Annotated in this window: 14 protein-coding genes; 4 read left to right on the forward strand and 10 right to left on the reverse strand. The window is 72.2% G+C overall.

What is annotated here, in order from left to right; translation table 11 throughout:
• Window positions 1–133: 133 nt before the first annotated feature.
• The 3 genes from ACFYTT_RS18750 to ACFYTT_RS18760 all read right to left on the reverse strand — a co-directional run bounded on the left by ACFYTT_RS18750 (window position 134) and on the right by ACFYTT_RS18760 (window position 3402).
• A complete protein-coding gene (locus tag ACFYTT_RS18750; protein WP_176094821.1) occupies window positions 134–1030 on the reverse strand; it encodes a hypothetical protein in 897 nt (298 codons plus the stop codon).
• Between the two features lie 163 nt (window positions 1031–1193).
• Window positions 1194–2882 (reverse strand): CocE/NonD family hydrolase, encoded by a 1689-nt coding sequence (locus ACFYTT_RS18755; RefSeq protein WP_387260670.1) that lies wholly within the window; start codon window positions 2880–2882, stop codon window positions 1194–1196.
• Window positions 2883–2886: 4 nt separating this feature from the next.
• Window positions 2887–3402, reverse strand: coding sequence for a MarR family winged helix-turn-helix transcriptional regulator (locus ACFYTT_RS18760; protein WP_131054684.1), 516 nt, complete (start codon window positions 3400–3402; stop codon window positions 2887–2889).
• 188 nt (window positions 3403–3590) lie between these two features.
• Here ACFYTT_RS18760 and ACFYTT_RS18765 point away from each other — a divergent pair, with 188 nt between their 5' ends.
• Complete coding sequence (locus ACFYTT_RS18765; RefSeq protein ID WP_176094823.1) at window positions 3591–5720, forward strand: efflux RND transporter permease subunit; 2130 nt, start codon at window positions 3591–3593, stop codon at window positions 5718–5720.
• On the opposite strand, the gene ACFYTT_RS18770 is transcribed toward ACFYTT_RS18765, so the two are convergent.
• The gene (locus ACFYTT_RS18770) at window positions 5666–6556 is read right to left on the reverse strand and encodes a lytic transglycosylase domain-containing protein (RefSeq protein WP_387260673.1); all 891 of its coding nucleotides are present in this window, start codon (window positions 6554–6556) and stop codon (window positions 5666–5668) included. The genes ACFYTT_RS18765 and ACFYTT_RS18770 overlap by 55 nt on opposite strands.
• Window positions 6557–6658: 102 nt before the next feature.
• Window positions 6659–8029, reverse strand: a complete 1371-nt coding sequence (locus ACFYTT_RS18775) for a DedA family protein (RefSeq protein WP_387260676.1) — start codon at window positions 8027–8029, stop codon at window positions 6659–6661.
• A gap of 126 nt (window positions 8030–8155) precedes the next feature.
• Here ACFYTT_RS18775 and typA point away from each other — a divergent pair, with 126 nt between their 5' ends.
• Together typA and ACFYTT_RS18785 are read left to right on the forward strand one after the other, a co-directional pair.
• Complete coding sequence (gene typA, locus ACFYTT_RS18780) at window positions 8156–10024, forward strand: translational GTPase TypA (protein WP_131055881.1); 1869 nt, start codon at window positions 8156–8158, stop codon at window positions 10022–10024.
• Between the two features lie 8 nt (window positions 10025–10032).
• On the forward strand, window positions 10033–10926 hold the full coding sequence (locus ACFYTT_RS18785; RefSeq protein WP_387260679.1) for a serine hydrolase: 894 nt from the start codon (window positions 10033–10035) through the stop codon (window positions 10924–10926).
• Here ACFYTT_RS18785 and ACFYTT_RS18790 read toward each other — a convergent pair.
• The 3 genes from ACFYTT_RS18790 to pnuC all read right to left on the reverse strand — a co-directional run bounded on the left by ACFYTT_RS18790 (window position 10880) and on the right by pnuC (window position 13551).
• A complete protein-coding gene (locus ACFYTT_RS18790) occupies window positions 10880–11674 on the reverse strand; it encodes a tyrosine-protein phosphatase (RefSeq protein ID WP_131055887.1) in 795 nt (264 codons plus the stop codon). The genes ACFYTT_RS18785 and ACFYTT_RS18790 overlap by 47 nt on opposite strands.
• A 114-nt stretch (window positions 11675–11788) precedes the next feature.
• Window positions 11789–12901 (reverse strand): AAA family ATPase, encoded by a 1113-nt coding sequence (locus tag ACFYTT_RS18795; RefSeq protein ID WP_387260681.1) that lies wholly within the window; start codon window positions 12899–12901, stop codon window positions 11789–11791.
• Window positions 12898–13551 (reverse strand): nicotinamide riboside transporter PnuC, encoded by a 654-nt coding sequence (gene pnuC, locus ACFYTT_RS18800; protein ID WP_176094827.1) that lies wholly within the window; start codon window positions 13549–13551, stop codon window positions 12898–12900. The genes ACFYTT_RS18795 and pnuC overlap by 4 nt, the downstream gene beginning before the upstream one ends.
• A 102-nt stretch (window positions 13552–13653) precedes the next feature.
• Here pnuC and ACFYTT_RS18805 point away from each other — a divergent pair, with 102 nt between their 5' ends.
• Window positions 13654–13947, forward strand: coding sequence for an antibiotic biosynthesis monooxygenase (locus tag ACFYTT_RS18805; RefSeq protein ID WP_131056996.1), 294 nt, complete (start codon window positions 13654–13656; stop codon window positions 13945–13947).
• 161 nt (window positions 13948–14108) lie between these two features.
• On the opposite strand, the gene ACFYTT_RS18810 is transcribed toward ACFYTT_RS18805, so the two are convergent.
• Together ACFYTT_RS18810 and uvrB are read right to left on the reverse strand one after the other, a co-directional pair.
• Window positions 14109–15068, reverse strand: a complete 960-nt coding sequence (locus ACFYTT_RS18810; protein ID WP_131057038.1) for a helix-turn-helix transcriptional regulator — start codon at window positions 15066–15068, stop codon at window positions 14109–14111.
• Between the two features lie 112 nt (window positions 15069–15180).
• Entirely contained in the window at window positions 15181–17289 is a 2109-nt protein-coding gene (gene uvrB, locus ACFYTT_RS18815) for an excinuclease ABC subunit UvrB (RefSeq protein WP_176094829.1), read from the reverse strand.
• Between the last annotated feature and the right edge of the window lie 300 nt (window positions 17290–17589).

Below are 17589 nucleotides of genomic sequence, written 5' to 3' on the forward strand. Positions count from 1 at the left end.
TTTTGGTTTTTGTGGTTTGTCCCCGTGTTCTGTTGGGGGCGGGGGGGCCCATCGGCCCGGGGGGGGCCCCGGGGGGGGGGGGGGGGGGGCCGGGGCGGGCCGCCCGCCGCCACCCGTCCACCTGTGCCTAACCTCAGGCGGCGAGCCGCCGGCCGAGTTCCTGTACGACCTGCTCGGCCACGGTCGGCGGGATCGCCGCCGCGATCTCCTCGGGGGTGAGGCCGGCCAGCACACCGGTGATGATCGCCTGCTCGTCGGTGAAGTCGCGGTTGGCCAGCGACTCCACCGCGGACTGCAACGCGGTCAACTGCGCGCCGAGGCTGCGCAGTGTCGGGTGCCCGACCTGGAACTTCGGGTCGGTGTGGTCCTCGCCCGTGGTGGTGCGGGTATAGGTCTGCCCGATCGGGTTGCGGCCGTCCAGGACGGTGAGGTTGCGGTGCACGGTCCTGAGCCAGTTGTGCTCCTCGGGGGTCATGTCCATCTCCTCCTGCTCGGGCGTGATGAGTCCGATGGTGGTCAGGTAACGGCGGAACAGCGGCGTCTGGTCACGTCCCGCCTTGATCGAGTCGCGGAAGAAACTGAAGTGGGTGTGCCACAGGTGGGAACGGTCGCCGGTGCTGCGCCGCCCCAGTCGGTCCCACCGCCGCACCACCTTGCCGTCGGGTGAGTAGATGATCTCGCGGATGTCCCGGCTGTCCGCCGTGTTGGCGACGCACTGGGCCACACACCAGGTCGAGAACGTGAACAGGTCGTGGTTACGACCGCCGCTGCCGACCCGGAACATACCCACGTCCAGCGCGGCCGCGTCCAGCGTCAGACCGTTGCGGTCCCGGGGCGACTCGACCACCGAGTAGTCGTTCGCGACGACCCGGTCCGATCCGGTGTGGTATCCCCCGCGGTGGTTGGCATCACCGACGATGCCGACCTCGTTGGGTTCCAGGTCCTCGTCGCGTACCCGGTTCGGGTCGCGGTTGAGGTGCTTGAGCAGCAAACTGCGGACGGCCATCAGGTTCGCCGGTGCCCGCGTCATGGTTCCCCCCTCTGCTGATCCGTCGGGGGCCGGGCACGGCAGTGACACCGCGTGCGCGGTAGGAAGGCTGTACAAGCGCTCCCGGCCAGTGGTTGCACAGCGCCGGGCGTACCCCCACCATAGCCGCACTTCTCGACGAATGCCCAGCTCAGAGCCGGTTTATTCAGCTTGGAGAAGCCTGTGAGGCAGAGTGGACGACCGGAAGGACCACTGCGGACGGATACTCCGGGTCGTGAATGATCTCCCGACGTCCACCACGGAGAGTCACGGCAGCGCCGAGGGGTTCGCCGGTTCCCGGGTTGCGCGAGTAGCGGGGATGGGCCCCGCCGGAGACCTGCACCCGCACCCGGTGCCCGGGGGCGAACCGGTGGGCGGTCGGCCACATCTCCACCGGCACCGCGACGGCACCGGTGGCGTCGGAGCGGAAGCGTCGCGGGTCGACGCGGACCAGGCCGTCGCAGACGTTCCAGGACCGGCCACGCCGGTCCACGTCGCACAGTCGCACGAAGACGTCCAGGTGGGCCAGCTCGCTGCGCAGGTGGATCTCCGCCCGCACCGGGCCGATCACCTCGACCGCGTGCTCCAGCGGGTCGGTGGTCCAGGTCAACACGTCGGGACGGGCCTCGACCGGACGGTTGTCGAACGGCCCGGCGCGCTGGGCCACCAGCAGCGGGCCGCCCAGCGAGGGGGTCGGGTCAACCGGGTCGTACCAGAAGGCGTCCGGCGGCGAGGGCACCGGCGACGAGGTACGCAGCGCGGAGCCCGGGTGCAGGTGCCACCGGGTGGGTCGGGCCGGTGGCGGCCAGTCGGGCAGGTCACGCCACCCGCCCCCGGTGCCGCCCAGGTGCACCCGCACGGGCGCGCCGGCACCGGTGTCCCGGTCGACACCGGCCGGCGCCGCGGCGCGGTCGTTCAGGTGTTCGTCGAGCCAGTCGAGTCCCTCGCGCAGCGCGGCCACGAACAGGCCGGGGCTGCCGTGGGTCCACGGCCCCACCACCAGCCTCGGCCGCGCACCGGTGGCGCGCAGGGCCGCGTAGTCACGCAACTGGGCGGGCAGGAAGATGTCGTGCCACCCGCTGACCATCGCCACCGGCGCCCGCACCCGGTCGAGCCGGTCGTCGAAGATCCGGGTACGCCAGTAGTCGGCCTGCGGCGTGTGGTGCTCCAGCCACTCCTGGAAGAACGGCACGGTGACCCCGGTGGCGATCCGGTCCGCCTCGACCAGGGGCAGGTGCGCCAGGGCGGCGGCCAGGCGGGGCTGGCCGCGTTTGAGCTCCCACTGCCGGGCCAGCCACGGCACGGTCTGCGCCTGGAGCAGTTCCACCCAGGTCAGCACCGTGTCCAGGGCGAAGGACTCGCCCGCGTACGTGGAGTCGCGGGTCGACGAGGCGGTGGCCACGGCGACCATCGCGCGCAGCTCGGTGCCCGCGTCGGCGGCCAGCGCCCACTGCACGAAACCCTGGTAGCTCGCGCCGAACATGCCGAACGCCCCACCCCACCAGGGCTGCCGACGCAGCCAGTCGAGGGTGTCCAACCCGTCGTCGCGCTCGTGCACGAACGGGTCGAAGGAGCCGCCGGAGCCGAAGGTGCCCCGGCAGGACTGGATGACCACGTGGAAGCCGCGCTCGGCGGCGAGCCGGCAGAGCAGCCGCATCGGCCCGCCCCGCCCGTACGGGGTGCGGATCAGCACGGTGGGCGCGTCCACCCGGTCCGGGCGGTAGTGGTCGGTGCGCAGGATCACCCCGTCGCGGACCCGGACCGGAATGTCCCGGGTGACGGCGACCCGACGGGTACGGGCCGGCGGCAGTCGCAACGCGGCGCCGGCTAGCGCCGACGTCAGTCGATCCCACATCGGGTCACTCCGTCCGGCGTCGGGGCGGCTCGGGTCGGGCGCCCCGGACGGTGTCCCGGTGTTCCCGCAGCGAGGCACCCATGGCGGAGATGAAGCGGTACACCACCTCCAGCTCGTCGTCGCGGAAGCCGCTCATCACCCGGTCGGTGCGCTCGCCCAGCGGCCGGAAGAAGTCCATCGCGAGCGCCGCACCACGGTCGGCGTAGCGGAGCAGGATCTTGCGCCGGTCGGTGGGATCCCGGTCCCGCCGGATGTGCCCGGCGCGCTCCAGCCGGTCGATCAGGGCGGTGACCGACCCGGAGGAGATGGCGAGGCGCTCGCCGAGCCGTCCGGGGGTGATCGGCGCCTCGGCCAGCTCGGCGTCCATGACCGCGATCAACGCCTGCAGGTCGGTGACGTTCAGACCGTGCTGCCCGGCGAAGGCGTGCCCCACGTGCTGGGCGTCCACGCCGTAGCGGCGCAGCTCGGCGGTGATCTCGGCGATCAGCAGCTCCCGGCGGGTATCCCGCCGCCGGTACATCCCCTGAGCCGCCACGTCGCGCCGCTTCCCCTCCCGAACGCCCGCGTCGGAGCATACCCAGCCGGCCGTCCACCACCGTTGTCGAGATTCTCACGCCGCCAGTAGTTGCCACATCTATCTTGATGGGCGAAACTCTCGACTGTCTAGATATCTGTCTGTCGAGAGACCTGTTTCGAGGGGCCCTACGGATGTCCGTATTAACCCGTGTCGCGCGCAGCCGCCGCGCAGCCTGGCTCACCGTCCTGCTGACGGTCGTCTTCGGCGCGATCGTCTTCGCCCTGCCCACTCCCGACAACCCGGCACCGGTCTCCGCCACCGGCCTGTCCGAGAGCTGGGAGTCGACCCAGGTCGAGCTGCTCCAGGACGAACTGCCCCAAAGTGACGTCGCCGCCGCCGTGGTCGTGGTCAGCCGCGACGACGGCGCCGCACTGACCGACGCCGACCAGGCCGCGATCACCACCGGCTCCACCGGGCTCAGCGAGTTCGCCGTCGGCGGCCAGGTCGTCCCGCCCCAGGTGTCCCCCGACGGCACCGTCGCCCTGGTCGTCGTGCCGATGTCCACCGCCGGCGGCCAGGACGCCGTCAGCGCCCAGGTGGCCGAGCTGCGCGAGTCACTCACCGCGCTGCCCGGGGACCTGACCGTCGAGGTCACCGGCGGGCCCGCCTTCACCGCCGACCTCACCAAGGTCTTCGAGGGCGCCGACCTCACCCTGCTCGCCTTCACCGCCGCCGTCGTCGCGGTCCTGCTGCTGGTCACCTACCGCAGCCCGCTGCTCTGGCTGATCCCGCTGACCATCGTGGCAGCCACCGAGCAGATCACCCTGCGCGCCCTGGACACCATCATCCCGGCGGTCGGCATCAACTTCGCCGGTGGCGCCGTGACCGGCATCGCCAGCGTCCTCGTCTTCGGTGCCGCCACCAACTACGCCCTGCTGCTCATCGCCCGCTACCGCGAGGAACTACGCCGCGAGCAGGACCGCTTCGTCGCGATGCGCAAGGCCCTGCGCCGCACCGCCGAACCGATCCTGGCCAGCGGCGGCACCGTCATGCTCGGCGTACTCACGCTGCTGCTCAGCGAACGGGAACTCAACCGCGCCCTCGCCGTGGCCTGCGCCACCGGCATCCTGCTCGCGATGGCCTCGGCCCTGCTGGTGCTGCCCGCCGCCCTGGTGCTCGGCGGACGCCGCCTGTTCTGGCCGCTGGTGCCCGAGGTCGGCAGCCAGGGCCGCGAAGGCCGGATCTGGGGCCGCCTCGGCGCCGCCGTGATCCGCCGCCCGGTGCCCGTCGCGGCGCTGGCCACCCTGCTGCTGGCCGCGCTCGCCCTCGGCGGGCTGGGCCTGCGCACCGGCCTCTCCGAGACCGAGCAGTTCCGGATCGAGCCGGAGGCGGTGGCCGGCGCGCAGACCCTCGGCCGCGCCTTCCCCGCCGGCACCACCCAACCCGTCGCGGTGATGACCAACCCCGCCACCGTGCCGGCCGTCACCGAGGCCGCCACCGCCGTCGACGGGGTCGCCTCCGCCCGCCCCGGCCCGGCCGGAGACACCGTCGCCCAGATCGACGTCGTCCTCGACGCCGAACCCGGCACCGCCGCCGCGAACCGCACCCTGGTCGCGCTCCGCGACGCTGTCTCCGCCGTACCCGACTCGGCACCCCCGACCCCGGCCGGCGTCGACGAGATCTCCGGCGCCCTGGTCGGCGGCAGCCTCGCCGGAGACTACGACTCCGCCGCCGCCGACGACCGGGACCTCCGGGTGATCCTGCCGCTGATCCTGCTGCTGGTCGCCGCAGTGCTCGTGCTGCTGCTACGCGGCATCATCGCCCCGGTGCTGCTGGTGGTCACCGTCGTCGCGTCGTACTTCGCCAGCCTCGGCGGTGCCTGGCTGCTCTTCGACCACGTCCTGGGCTTCCCCGCACTGGACACCACAGTGCCGCTGCTGGCCTTCGTCTTCCTCGTCGCGCTCGGCGTGGACTACAACATCTTCCTGGTCACCCGGGCCCGGGAGGACGCCCGCGCCACCGGCACCCGCGAGGGCATGCTCTCCGCGCTCCGCGCCACCGGCGGCGTCATCACCAGCGCCGGCATCCTGCTCGCCGCGGTCTTCGCGCTGCTCGGCGTGCTACCGCTGATCACCCTGACCCAGATCGGCATCATCGTCTGCCTGGGCGTCCTGCTGGACACCCTGCTCGTCCGCACGGTCGTCGTGCCGGCGCTGGCGTTCCTGCTCGGCGAGAGGTTCTGGTGGCCCGGCCGGATCACCCGCGATCAGAACCCCAGGCAGACACACTCCGACATCAGCGCCCGCACGTTGCGCACGTAACCCGGATTGGGGATGGCCAACGGCTGCCCCGGTCGGGCCACCGCCCCGTGACCGAAGTTGTACGCGGCGATCACCGCGTTGAGCAGACAGGAGTCCAGGACACCCGAGGTGCACAGGCCCGCGTCCAGCCGGTAGTCGGCGTCGAAGTACATGTCACCGATGTACTTGGTGAGCCACGCCAGATAGGTGCCGCCGAGATAGGCGTTGTCCCGGTAGTCCCACACGTCGTAGCTCTGCCCGAACCGCTGGTTCATCCAGGTCGCGGTATCCGGCATCACCTGCATCAGGCCGATGCCCTCGTCGCAGGCGACGATGTTGGACTGCCACCCGCTCTCCTGCCAGGCGGTCGCCTTGATCAGGTCCAGCGGAACGCGGATGTCCGGCGCGGAGGTCGGCCAGTAGGTCCGGCCTGCCGCGTCGGTCAGCGCCGCCTTGGCCTGCGCCCGGCTGGCCTGCTCGCCCTTGTAGGTGGGCTGGCAGCCACTGGGCGCGGGCTTCGGCGGCTTCGGCGGCACGTTGGTCTCCGTCGGCGGCTTCGGCACCGTCCTCGGCGCCGGGGCGCTGCGTCGCGGCGTCGGCTTCACGCTCGCCGTCGGCGACGGCGCGGCAGCCGACCGGGGCGCGGCACCCATCGACTGGACCGCCTTCGGCGTGGGACTGGCCTCGTCCGGCCCGACCGACTCGGTGGCCTGCGTCGGCTCCGTCGCCTCCTGCGGCAACGCGACCGGCGCGGGCACCTCCGTCGCCGGAGCGTCCACACTGGCGCAACCACCCCCGGTCGCCAGCAACAGCCCGGCGAGCAGCGCGACGCCCAGTCTGGTGACGCTCCGTCCCATGTCGACCCCCTTCGGCAGTGACGAGCCCGCCGCACACTAACAGCCCCAGGTCGTGTTTCGTGGCCCGCACATCCACGCCGCCCAGGTCAAGCCCCCTGTCGGCTACACCGTCGGCCCGAAACCCGACTCACGCACCGACCCGGCCGTCACCGCCCGGTCCCGCGTGGCCCACGCGACCATGAACACCGCCGGCCACGCCGCACCCAGCAACACCGCGCCCACCGTCCCGCTGGCCGTGCTCATCCCCAGATAGAGCCGCGCCCCGCCGATCGCGACGACCCCGACCGCCGCGACCGTCCAGGCCGCCACCGCCAACGGCCACCGCGCCCCCCGCGACAGCAACCAGGCCAGCGTGCACAGGCTGGCCGTGACCACCACGTTCTGCGTGGAGAACAGCACCGTCCGTCCGCCGGCGGCCAGGTCGGCCACCACCGCCAACACCACCAGCGGCACGAACGCACCGACCGTGCCCACCACACTGAGCAGGTCCGCCTGCCACGGCCGGTGCCGCCACGCCTGCACCAGCGCCACCACCGCGACCACCACGATCAGCGACGACCCGCGCAACACCGACACCGCCGCCTGCGTCGCCTCCACCGCGTCCGGCGTACGCCGCGCCGCGAACCACCCCGCGATCGCCCCGTCCACCAGTGACAGACCGCTGTGCCGGACCACCGTCCGCAACGCCCAGGCGATGACCAGACCGACCGCGAACAGCAGCACCACCCCGGCCGCCAGATTCGCCAGCAACGCCCAGGCCGGACCGAGCCGCAGACTGAGCAGGAAGAACAGCAGCCCGTACCGGGCCGACAGCCACCGCAGCGGCGGCAGTCGCGCGGCCCGCGTCACCAGCGCCCGGACCGGGTCCGGGTTACGCCCCAGCCACCGCCCGACCATCACCACCGCGAGCAGCGCCGCGATCAGCACCAGCACCGCGCCGGTGGCCTGCCCGAGCAGCCGGGACACCGTCGCATACGACTCACCCGCCAGGTGCCCCACCAGCACCGACCCACCCACCCAGGTCGCCACCCCGGCCAGGTTCCACGGCGCGAACCGGCGGTACGGCATGCCCGCCGCGCCCGCCAGCCGGGGCACCAGCGTCCGGGCGAACGCCACCCAGCGGGCGGTCAGCACGCCCCGGCCCCCCATCCGCCCGAGCATCGCGTCGGCCCGGGCCCACCGCTGCGGCCCCACCCGCGCACCCCACCGGCTCGCCCGCAACCGGGGTCCGTAGCGCCGCCCGGCCCGGAACGCCACCGCGTCGCCCGTCGCCGCCGCGACGACCATCACCGCCAGCGCCGGACCGAGCCGCAACGTCCCGGTGTACGTGAGGAAGCCCACCAACAGCAGAGTGGCCTCACCGGGCGCCACCAACCCGACGAGCAGAGCCGTCTCGGCCGCCACCACCAGGGCCGCCACCACGTAGATCAGACCCGGTGGCAGGCTCTGCACCGAGTTCAGCAGATCGTGCACGGCGCCCCCGGATCACCTCGGCAGGACTGCCCTGCAAGTGTGACAGTGCTCTCCGTCACCGCGCGGCCCCACCCTCCGGTGACCCCGACGCCACGCGGCTACCGCCGAGGCGGGAGGATGGAGCTCATGCAGCTGCGCACCGACCTTCGCAACGTCGCCATCATCGCTCACGTCGACCACGGCAAGACCACCCTGGTCGATGCCATGTTGCGGCAGGCCGGCGCCTACGGCGCCCGGGGCGAGGTGACCGAGCGGGTGATGGACTCGATGGACCTCGAACGCGAGAAGGGCATCACCATCCTCGCCAAGAACACCGGCGTGCGCTACCTGCCGGCGGACGGCTCCGACCCGGTCACCATCAACATCATCGACACCCCCGGCCACGCCGACTTCGGCGGTGAGGTCGAGCGCGGCCTGACCATGGTCGACGGCGTGGTGCTCCTGGTCGACGCCAGCGAGGGCCCGCTGCCGCAGACCCGGTTCGTGCTCCGCAAGGCCCTCAAGGCCCGGATGCCGATCATCCTCGTGATCAACAAGGTGGACCGTCCCGACGCCCGGATCAAGGAGGTCGTCGACGACAGCTACGAGCTCTTCCTCGACCTCGACGCCGACGAGGAGCAGATCGACTTCCCGATCGTCTACGCCTGCGCCCGCGACGGCATCGCCTCGCTGACCCAGCCCGCCGACGGCTCCGTACCCCAGGACAGCCAGAGCCTGGAGCCGCTGTTCCGCACCCTGCTGGACACCATCCCGCCGCCCGCGTACGACGAGCAGGCCCCGCTCCAGGCGCACGTGACCAACCTCGACGCCTCCCCGTTCCTCGGCCGCCTCGCGCTGTGCCGGGTCCGGCAGGGCACCATCGCCAAGGGCCAGACCGTGGCCTGGTGCCGCACCGACGGCAGCACCCAGCGGGTCCGCATCTCCGAGCTGCTGATGACCGAGGGCCTGGAGCGCAAGCCCGCCGACTCGGCCGGCCCGGGCGACATCATCGCCGTCGCCGGCATCCCCGAGATCATGATCGGCGAGACGCTCGCCGACGCGGAGAACCCGCAGCCGCTGCCGCTGATCACCGTCGACGAGCCGGCCATCTCGATGACCATCGGCACCAACACCTCGCCGCTGGTCGGCCGGGTCAAGGGCGCCAAGGTCACCGCCCGGATGGTCAAGGACCGGCTGGACAAGGAACTGATCGGCAACGTGTCGCTGCGGGTGCTGCCCACCGAGCGCCCGGACGCCTGGGAGGTGCAGGGCCGAGGCGAGCTGGCGCTGGCGATCCTGGTCGAGCAGATGCGCCGCGAGTCCTTCGAGCTGACCGTCGGCAAGCCGCAGGTGGTCACCCGCGAGATCGACGGCCGCACCTGCGAGCCGGTGGAGCGGCTCACCATCGACTCGCCCGACGACTACCTCGGCGCGATCACCCAGCTGCTGGCCACCCGCAAGGGCCGGATGGAGCAGCTGGTCAACCACGGCACCGGCTGGATCCGGATGGAGTGGCTGGTCCCGGCGCGCGGCCTGATCGGCTTCCGCACCGAGTTCCTCACCGAGACCCGTGGCACCGGCATCCTGCACCACGTCTTCGAGTCGTACGAGCCGTGGTTCGGCGAGCTGCGGACCCGCAACAACGGCTCGCTGGTCGCCGACCGGGCCGGTGCGGTCACCGCCTTCGCGATGACCAACCTCCAGGAACGCGGCCAACTCTTCGTCGAGCCCACCACCGAGGTGTACGAGGGCATGATCGTCGGGGAGAACTCCCGCTCCGACGACATGGACGTCAACATCACCAAGGAGAAGAAGCTCACCAACATGCGCTCCTCCACCGCCGACGAGACCGAGAAGCTGATCCCGCCGCGCAAGCTGTCGCTGGAGCAGGCCCTCGAGTTCTGCCGCGAGGACGAGTGCGTCGAGGTCACCCCCGCCGCCGTACGCATCCGCAAGGTCGTGCTCGACCAGACCCAGCGGGCGCGCACCGCCGCCCGCCGCAAGCACGCCGGCTGACCCCTTTCATGTCCGCCGACGACGCGCGGCTGGACCGGGAACCCGGCACGATCTCGGTGTACGCGGGGCGGCTCGACGCCCCGCCCACCTGGACCCGACACGCCGAGGTCACCCACTACGCGGCGAGCACCATGAAACTCGCGGTGCTCGCCGCGCTGCACCGCACCGCCGAGACCGGACGGCTCGACCTGGACACCCCGGTGCCGGTCCGCAACCGGTTCACCTCCGCCCTCCCGGACGCACCCCCGTACTCCTGCGTCCGGGAGTACGACAACGACCAGGAGGTCTGGGACCGGCTCGGACGGCAGGTGCCGCTGCGCTGGCTCGCCGAACGGATGATCGTGCGGTCCAGCAACCTCGCCACCAACCTGCTCCTCGACCACGTCGGCCGACCCGCCGTGGCCGAGGTCTGGGCCGCAGCCGGCGCCCGGCACAGCGTCACCGCCCGGGGCATCGAGGACCTCGCCGCCCGCGACGCCGGCATCACCAACCTGGTCACCGCCGCCGACCTGGCCGCCCTGCTGCGCGCCGTCGCCGTCGGCGCCACCCGCCCCGGGCCGGTCGCCTCACCCGCCGCCTGCGCCGCGATGCGCGACGTGCTCTGCGCCCAACAGGTCCGCCAGGACATCGCCGAGGGCCTACCCGCCGGCACCCGGCTGGCCCACAAGAACGGCTGGGTACGCGGAGTCCGCCACGGCGCGGCAGTGGTCTTCCCCACCGACGCCCCGCCGTACCTGCTGGTCGTCTGCACCACCACCCCGCTGACCGCGCAACAGCCCAGCGGCCCGGCCGACGCGCACGCCCGACGGCTGGTCGCCGACATCTCCGCCCGGCTGTGGCGCGACCGCCACCACCTCACTCCAGCAGGTTGGCCCGCAACGCCGCCACCGTCTCCCCGGTGACCCCCAGCCCGTCCCGCAGGTACGCGTCGAACGACCCGTGCACCCGCCGCACCTGCGCGTACCCGGCGTCCAGATACTCCGGACGGACCTCCAGCACCGGACGCACCGCCGCGTCGTCAAGCCCGGGATGCCGCCGCCGCATCGCCTCGATCAGCACCTCGCGCAGGCTCTCGGTCAACTCGTTGTTGGCCAGGTAGTCGGCCCGGATCGCGGCCTCGTCCACGCCCAGGGCGTGCAGCAGCACCACGGTCAGCCAACCGGTGCGGTCCTTGCCCGCCGAGCAGTGGTACACCAACGGCAGGTTCGGTGCCTCGGCCGCCAACCGCACCGCCGCGCCGAAACCCGCCCGGGCCGACTCCCCGGTCACGAACCAGCGGTAGATGTCCGCCATCGCCGCCGGTGTCCCCTGCCGCGCCAGGTCCGCGTACCCGTCCAGGTCGTGCCCGAGCAGCACCGCCGAGACGTAGGTGAAGACCGGATGGGCCGGGTCGTGCACCGGCAGGTGCACCACGGTCGGCGCGCCGACCAGCCGGTCCGGCGGGGCCACCGACATCTCCGAGTCGTCCCGCAGATCCACCACGCACGCCGGACCGAGCCCGGCCAGCACCGTCAGGTCCTCGTCGGTCAGCCGGCCCAACGCGGGGGTACGGATCAGCCGCCCCGGCCGGACCCGCCGTCCCCGCGCACCGACCAGACCACCCAGATCCCGCGCGTTGGGCGCACCCACGAGCCGCCAGTCCCGTTCCAGGCCCACGTTCCCAACCTCTCCTTCGCCGTGTCGCACCGCGCCTACCAGGGTGCCCGATCCGACGATCACCACCACACGGGCGGTCCCGCCCTCCCGCTATGGCATCCTAGGAGGCTAGGTGTCGTGGGTGGCGGGGAGCAGCGGATCGGCCAGGGACCATCCCGCGGCCAGCAGTGCGTCGCACGCCGCCACCGCCGTGGCCAGCCGCTCGGCGTGCGACCCGGACAGCGTCACCGTCGGCACCCCGCACCCGACGAGCTCGGTGCGGAACCGCCCGGTCATCCAGGCCCGCAGGTGCTCGCCGTCACGCAGCCCGTCGTCGTCGAAGGGCACGCCCTCGTGGTCGGTCAGCAGATACAGCGCCGGACGTCGGGCCGCCGCCCGGACCACCGAGGAGGTCGAGCCCAGATACCGCTCCTCCCAGACGGCGGTCGCCCGGGCGTCCGTGTCGCAGAACAGCAGCGGGCCGCTGACCCGGGCCGCCGCGTCCTCGGCCGCCTGCTGCCCACGGACCACCTCGACGAAGTCGTCCCGGTCCCAGGTCACGTCGAAGACCGTCGCCGAGGGCTCCCGCCGACGCAGGAGCGCCAGCTTGCGGGCGGTCAGCTCGCGGCCGTACTCGGGGACCCACGCCGTGTCGTAGTGGGCGGCCAGCGCCGCCGCCATCGTGGTGGTGCCGCTGGACTCGGCGCCCACCACCACGACCCGGCGGACGAACCAGGCCCGCACCGGCGGGCTCAGCCACCGCCAGTGTGTCACCGGGTCGGCGCGGACCGCCGTACCGGAGACCGGCACCGCCCGCCGGTCCGGGTCCACGCAGACCGCCACCGCGTCGAAGCGACGGGCCAACTCCGCGCCGTACTCCTCGGAGGAGAACACGGCGTCCACCGGCTCGGGCCCGACCGCCTCCCGGAACACCGCGCAGTGCGCGTCCCACACCGCCGGGTCCGCGTAGTCGACCGGATGGTCGTCATACCGCCCCACCACCCGGACCCGGCCGCTGCCCGCGTGCGCCTCCCGCAACCAGGCGACCCGCTCGGCGAGCGGGATCGACTCCCGCCGGGACGGCGCGACCACCACGGTCACCGTCGCGCAGCGCGCCGCCGCCGCCTCGATCAGCGCGTGGTGGCCGGCATGCGGCGGATAGAACTTCCCGACCACCATGCCGTGCCGGAACCGGGGGGCGTCCCCGGGCGGGGTGGCCGCCGGGTCGGTCCCGCCGCTCACGCGACCACCGGCGCCGGGCCGGGCGGCACCGGTGCGGCGACCGCACGTCGCCGCAGGTCCGACCGCCACGCCCGCAGACCCACCACGCAGAGACCGAGGAAGATCACGTACAGCACGGCGGTCAGCCAGAGTCCCTTGTACCCGTAGAGCGGGATGTAGATCAGGTCGGCGGCGATCCACAGCCACCAACTCTCCACCAGCTTGCGGGTCTGCCCGTACGTGGCCAGCAGCGACAGCGCCGTGGTGAGCGCGTCGGGCAGCGGCACGGTCGAGTCGGTGGCCCGGTCCAGCAGCAGCCAGATCCCGCCGGTGAGCAGCACCCCCGCCACACCGAGCGCCCACCACTCCCGCCGCCCGGTCCGGGTCACCGTGAGCCGGCTGCGCCGCTCGCCGCCGTACAACCAGTGCCACCACCCGTAGCAGCCGAGAGCCACGTAGACCAGTTGCAGGCTCGCGTCGGCGTACAGACCCGTCGTCCAGAACAACAGTCCGAGCAGCAGCACGTTGGCGATGCCGATCGCCCAGTTGGCGATGTGCTGCCGGGCGATCAGCCAGACGTTCACCACACCGGTGCCGAAGCCCAGCAGCTCCGCCCAGCTGATGCCCGCCCCGGCGACGCTGAACGCCGTGCTGGTGAGCCAGTCGATCACAGGTCCTCCCGGGTCTGTCGCGCGCTCACCCTAGAGCGCCGACCGCCGGTGGAACAGACCCCTGCGCCCACCCCGACCCGCCCGCCGTGCGAGGCTGCTGACATGGTGCTTGAAGTCGCGCTGATCGACGTGATTCCCGGGCAGGAGGACGAGTTCGCCGCCGCGTACCGCACGGCGCACCCGGTCCTCGCCGACACGCCCGGCTGCCGCTCGGTCCGGATGACCCGGGGTGTCGAGTCCCCCACGCGGTTCGTGCTGCTGGTCGAGTGGGACTCGGTCGAGGCGCACGAGGTCAACTTCCGGCAGACCGACCGCTTCGCGCAGTGGCGCGGGCTGATCGGTCCGCACTTCGCCGGTCCGCCGCTCGTCGAGCATTTCGTCGACGTACCCGCCTGAGGACGCCGTCCCGGCCCGGCGCGGGACCGAAAAATGTCGTACCCCTCGTCTATCGTGCCCGCGACGCGCGGTCGGCGGTCCCGACGGGCTCGGGGGCGCGCCGGGCCCGCCGGCCGCGCGTCCCCACCCGACTAATCGCGTCCGGCCCGGACCGGCGGACGTCAGCCGGCGAGCCGCTCCGCGTCGCGCTCTGCGGCCGGGACCTCCTCGACGGGAGCCCGCACGGCGTCCTCGACGGGGTCGGCGGGCCGGGGGATCTCCGGTCGCTCGGCCTGCCGGGCCAGCACCGCCGCGGTCTCGGTGGCCGGCAGCGCCACCGCCGACAGCCACTCGACCATCCGTTCGTAGCGGGCGATGTCGGCCTCGGCGACCAGCCGCAGGTCGGTGGTGAGCGTCTCCACCATCACCGTGCGCGGATCCGCCGGATCGGGAAAGACGTACCACGAGAAGCCCGCCAACGGATGCACACCGTCGTGGGACGGGACGTCGCCGGGCACCAGCCGGATGGTGACGTGCGGCAGCTCGGTCAGCGCCACCAGGTGCCACAGCTGCTCCCGCCAGACGTCCACCGGCATGCCGCCGAGGGCGCAGACCCGCTCGTCCAGTAGCGCCGTGTAGTGCGGCGGATCGGCCCGGCGCAGCACCTGCTGCCGCAGCCCGCGAGCCCGCACCTCGGCCTCCAGGTCCAGCTCGGGACCGATCAGCGCCGCAGCCGCCAGCCGCAGCCGGGCGTACGCCGGGGTCTGCACCAACCCGGGCAGCACGGCCGGTTGGTACTCGACGATGCCCGCCGCGCCCGCCTCCAGCTCCGCGTACGCGCGTTGCCGCTCCCCCATCTCACCCAGCGCCCGGGACCAGCCGCGACCGGCCGCCGCGTCCCGGGCGATGACGATCAACGCCTCGCGCTGCGGTGGCGGCACCTGGTAGACGTCGAGCAGATCCAGCACGTCGGCCAGGTCCGGCCGACTCTGACCCAGCTCGATGCGGGACAACTTGGACGTGGACGCCCACCCGAGCTGGCCACAGACCTGCTCCAAGGTGAGTGACTCCCCGCGGCGCAGCTGGCGCAACTCCGCGCCGAGCCGAACCCTGCGGATGACAGGACTTGCTGACAACGGCATCCCGGCCTCCCCACCGTCGGAGAGTACGCAGGACAGTCACGCACGGCAATACCTCGCTCGCGCTATGCAACGAACCGATATCGCCAAGCGCCACCACACCCGCCCCGGGCCATCACGACACCCCGGCGGCGTCCATTCCCCGCAACTCCTTCTTGAGGTCGGCGACCTCGTCGCGGATCCGGGCGGCCAACTCGAACTGCAACTCGCGCGCGGCGGCCAGCATCTGGTCGTTGAGCTCCTGGATGAGCTGCGCCAACTCGGCCCGCGCCATGCCCTCGCGGGCCGGGGTGGCCGCACCGCCCCGAGCCCGGCTACGGGTCTCCTTGACCGGTGCCTTGCCCCGCGACAACTGGCGCACCGCACCACCGACCCGGGTCGCCTCGGTGTCCTCCGCCTCGCGGTAGATGTCGTCGAGAATGTCGTGGATCTTCTTGCGCAGCGGCTCGGGACTGATCCCGTGCGCCTCGTTGTGCGCGATCTGCTTGGCCCGGCGCCGATCGGTCTCCTCGATCGCGGCCGCCATCGACGGAGTGATCTTGTCGGCGTACATGTGCACCTGGCCGGAGACGTTACGGGCCGCGCGACCGATGGTCTGGATCAACGACCGGCCACTGCGCAGGAAGCCCTCCTTGTCCGCGTCCAGGATCGCCACCAACGACACCTCGGGCAGGTCCAGCCCCTCGCGCAGCAGGTTGATGCCGACCAGCACGTCGTAGTCGCCCCGACGCAACTCACGTAGCAACTCGACCCGGCGCAACGTGTCCACCTCGGAGTGCAGATACCGCACCCGGATGCCGTTCTCCAGCAGATAGTCCGACAGGTCCTCGGCCATCTTCTTGGTCAACGTGGTGACCAGGACCCGCTCGTCACGCTCAGTGCGCAGCTTGATCTCGTGCATCAGGTCGTCGATCTGGCCCTTGGTGGGCTTGACCACGACCTCCGGGTCCACCAGGCCGGTCGGGCGGATCACCTGCTCGACGTACTCGCCCTGGGCGTGCTCCAACTCCCACGGCCCCGGGGTGGCCGACAGGAAGACCATCTGGCCGACCCGCTCCAGGAACTCGTCGAAGCGCAGCGGACGGTTGTCGGCGGCGCTGGGCAGCCGGAACCCGTGGTCGATCAGCATCCGCTTGCGCGAGGCGTCGCCCTCGAACATCCCGCCGATCTGCGGGATCGTCACGTGCGACTCGTCGACGACGGTGAGGAAGTCGTCGGGGAAGTAGTCGAGCAGGCAGTGCGGCGGGCTGCCGGGCAACCGCCCGTCGATGTGCATCGAGTAGTTCTCGATGCCGGAGCAGAAGCCGACCTGCCGCATCATCTCGATGTCGTACGTGGTGCGCATCCGCAGCCGCTGCGCCTCCAGCAGCTTGCCCTGCCGATCCAACTCGGCCAGGCGCTCGCCCAACTCGGCCTCGATGTCGCGGACCGCCCGCTCCATCCGCTCCGGCCCGGCCGCGTAGTGCGTCGCCGGGAAGATCAGCAGATGGTCGACCTCGCGCACCACGTCCCCGGTGAGCGGGTTGAGGTAGTAGAGCTTCTCCACCTCGTCGCCGAAGAGCTCGATGCGGACGGCGAGTTCCTCGTACGCCGGAATGATCTCCAACGTGTCGCCCCGGACCCGGAACGTGCCCCGCTGGAAGGCCATGTCGTTGCGGGTGTACTGGATGTCGACCAGTCGGCGCAGCAACTGGTCCCGGTCGAGCTCCTGGCCGACGGCGACCCGCACCGCACGGTCCAGGTATTCCTCCGGGGTGCCCAGGCCGTAGATCGCCGAGACGGTCGCCACCACCACCACGTCGCGCCGGGTGAGCAGCGACATGGTGGCCGAGTGCCGCAGCCGCTCGACCTCCTCGTTGATCGAGGAGTCCTTCTCGATGTACGTGTCGGTCTGCGGGATGTACGCCTCGGGCTGGTAGTAGTCGTAATACGAGACGAAGTACTCCACCGCGTTGTCCGGCAGCAGCTCGCTGAACTCCTTGGCCAGCTGGGCGCAGAGCGTCTTGTTGGGCGCCAGCACCAGCGTGGGCCGTTGCAGCCGCTCGACCAGCCAGGCGGTCGTGGCGCTCTTGCCGGTGCCGGTCGCGCCGAGCAGCACCGTGTGCCGGTCGCCTCGGCGGACGCGTCGCTCCAGATCGTCGATCGCCGCCGGCTGGTCACCGGCCGGCTGGAAATCGCTGACGACCTGGAAACGGCCGTCGAGCCGGGGAATGTCGAGCGCCATGACGTCAACCGTACGCCCGGGGACCGACACTCCGCCGCGACTACGGGCGGCACCTGATCGGCTTCGATATTCGCATTGTGTGGTTCTTCTCACCCGGCTACGCTTTTTCCGTAGGCCGCTCGCGGCGGCCGACCGGGCCGGTGGCGGGCCCCACAGGCCACGCCGCCCCCGGCACCGAAGGCCGCAGCACCCGGCATGCCCGGCGTGCGCGCCCGACGTGGTCGCGCCGAACGCGCAGACCGGCCGCCGCGAGCGCCACCTACACACCAGGACCCGGCCGACGCCGGCACCGCCACCTCG

The organism is Micromonospora sp. NPDC003816 (genome assembly GCF_042874705.1).
GTDB lineage: Bacteria > Actinomycetota > Actinomycetes > Mycobacteriales > Micromonosporaceae > Micromonospora.

Bases quoted from the DNA above. Each gene is read 5' to 3' on its own strand.
- ACFYTT_RS18750 (WP_176094821.1), bottom strand. From the start codon at position 1,030: ATGACGCGGGCACCGGCGAACCTGATGGCCGTCCGCAGTTTGCTGCTC.
- ACFYTT_RS18755 (WP_387260670.1), bottom strand. From the start codon at position 2,882: ATGTGGGATCGACTGACGTCGGCGCTAGCCGGCGCCGCGTTGCGACTG.
- ACFYTT_RS18760 (WP_131054684.1), bottom strand. From the start codon at position 3,402: ATGTACCGGCGGCGGGATACCCGCCGGGAGCTGCTGATCGCCGAGATC.
- ACFYTT_RS18765 (WP_176094823.1), top strand. From the start codon at position 3,591: ATGTCCGTATTAACCCGTGTCGCGCGCAGCCGCCGCGCAGCCTGGCTC.
- ACFYTT_RS18770 (WP_387260673.1), bottom strand. From the start codon at position 6,556: ATGGGACGGAGCGTCACCAGACTGGGCGTCGCGCTGCTCGCCGGGCTG.
- typA (WP_131055881.1), top strand. From the start codon at position 8,156: ATGCAGCTGCGCACCGACCTTCGCAACGTCGCCATCATCGCTCACGTC.
- ACFYTT_RS18785 (WP_387260679.1), top strand. From the start codon at position 10,033: ATGTCCGCCGACGACGCGCGGCTGGACCGGGAACCCGGCACGATCTCG.
- ACFYTT_RS18805 (WP_131056996.1), top strand. From the start codon at position 13,654: ATGGTGCTTGAAGTCGCGCTGATCGACGTGATTCCCGGGCAGGAGGAC.
- ACFYTT_RS18810 (WP_131057038.1), bottom strand. From the start codon at position 15,068: ATGCCGTTGTCAGCAAGTCCTGTCATCCGCAGGGTTCGGCTCGGCGCG.
- uvrB (WP_176094829.1), bottom strand. From the start codon at position 17,289: ATGGCGCTCGACATTCCCCGGCTCGACGGCCGTTTCCAGGTCGTCAGC.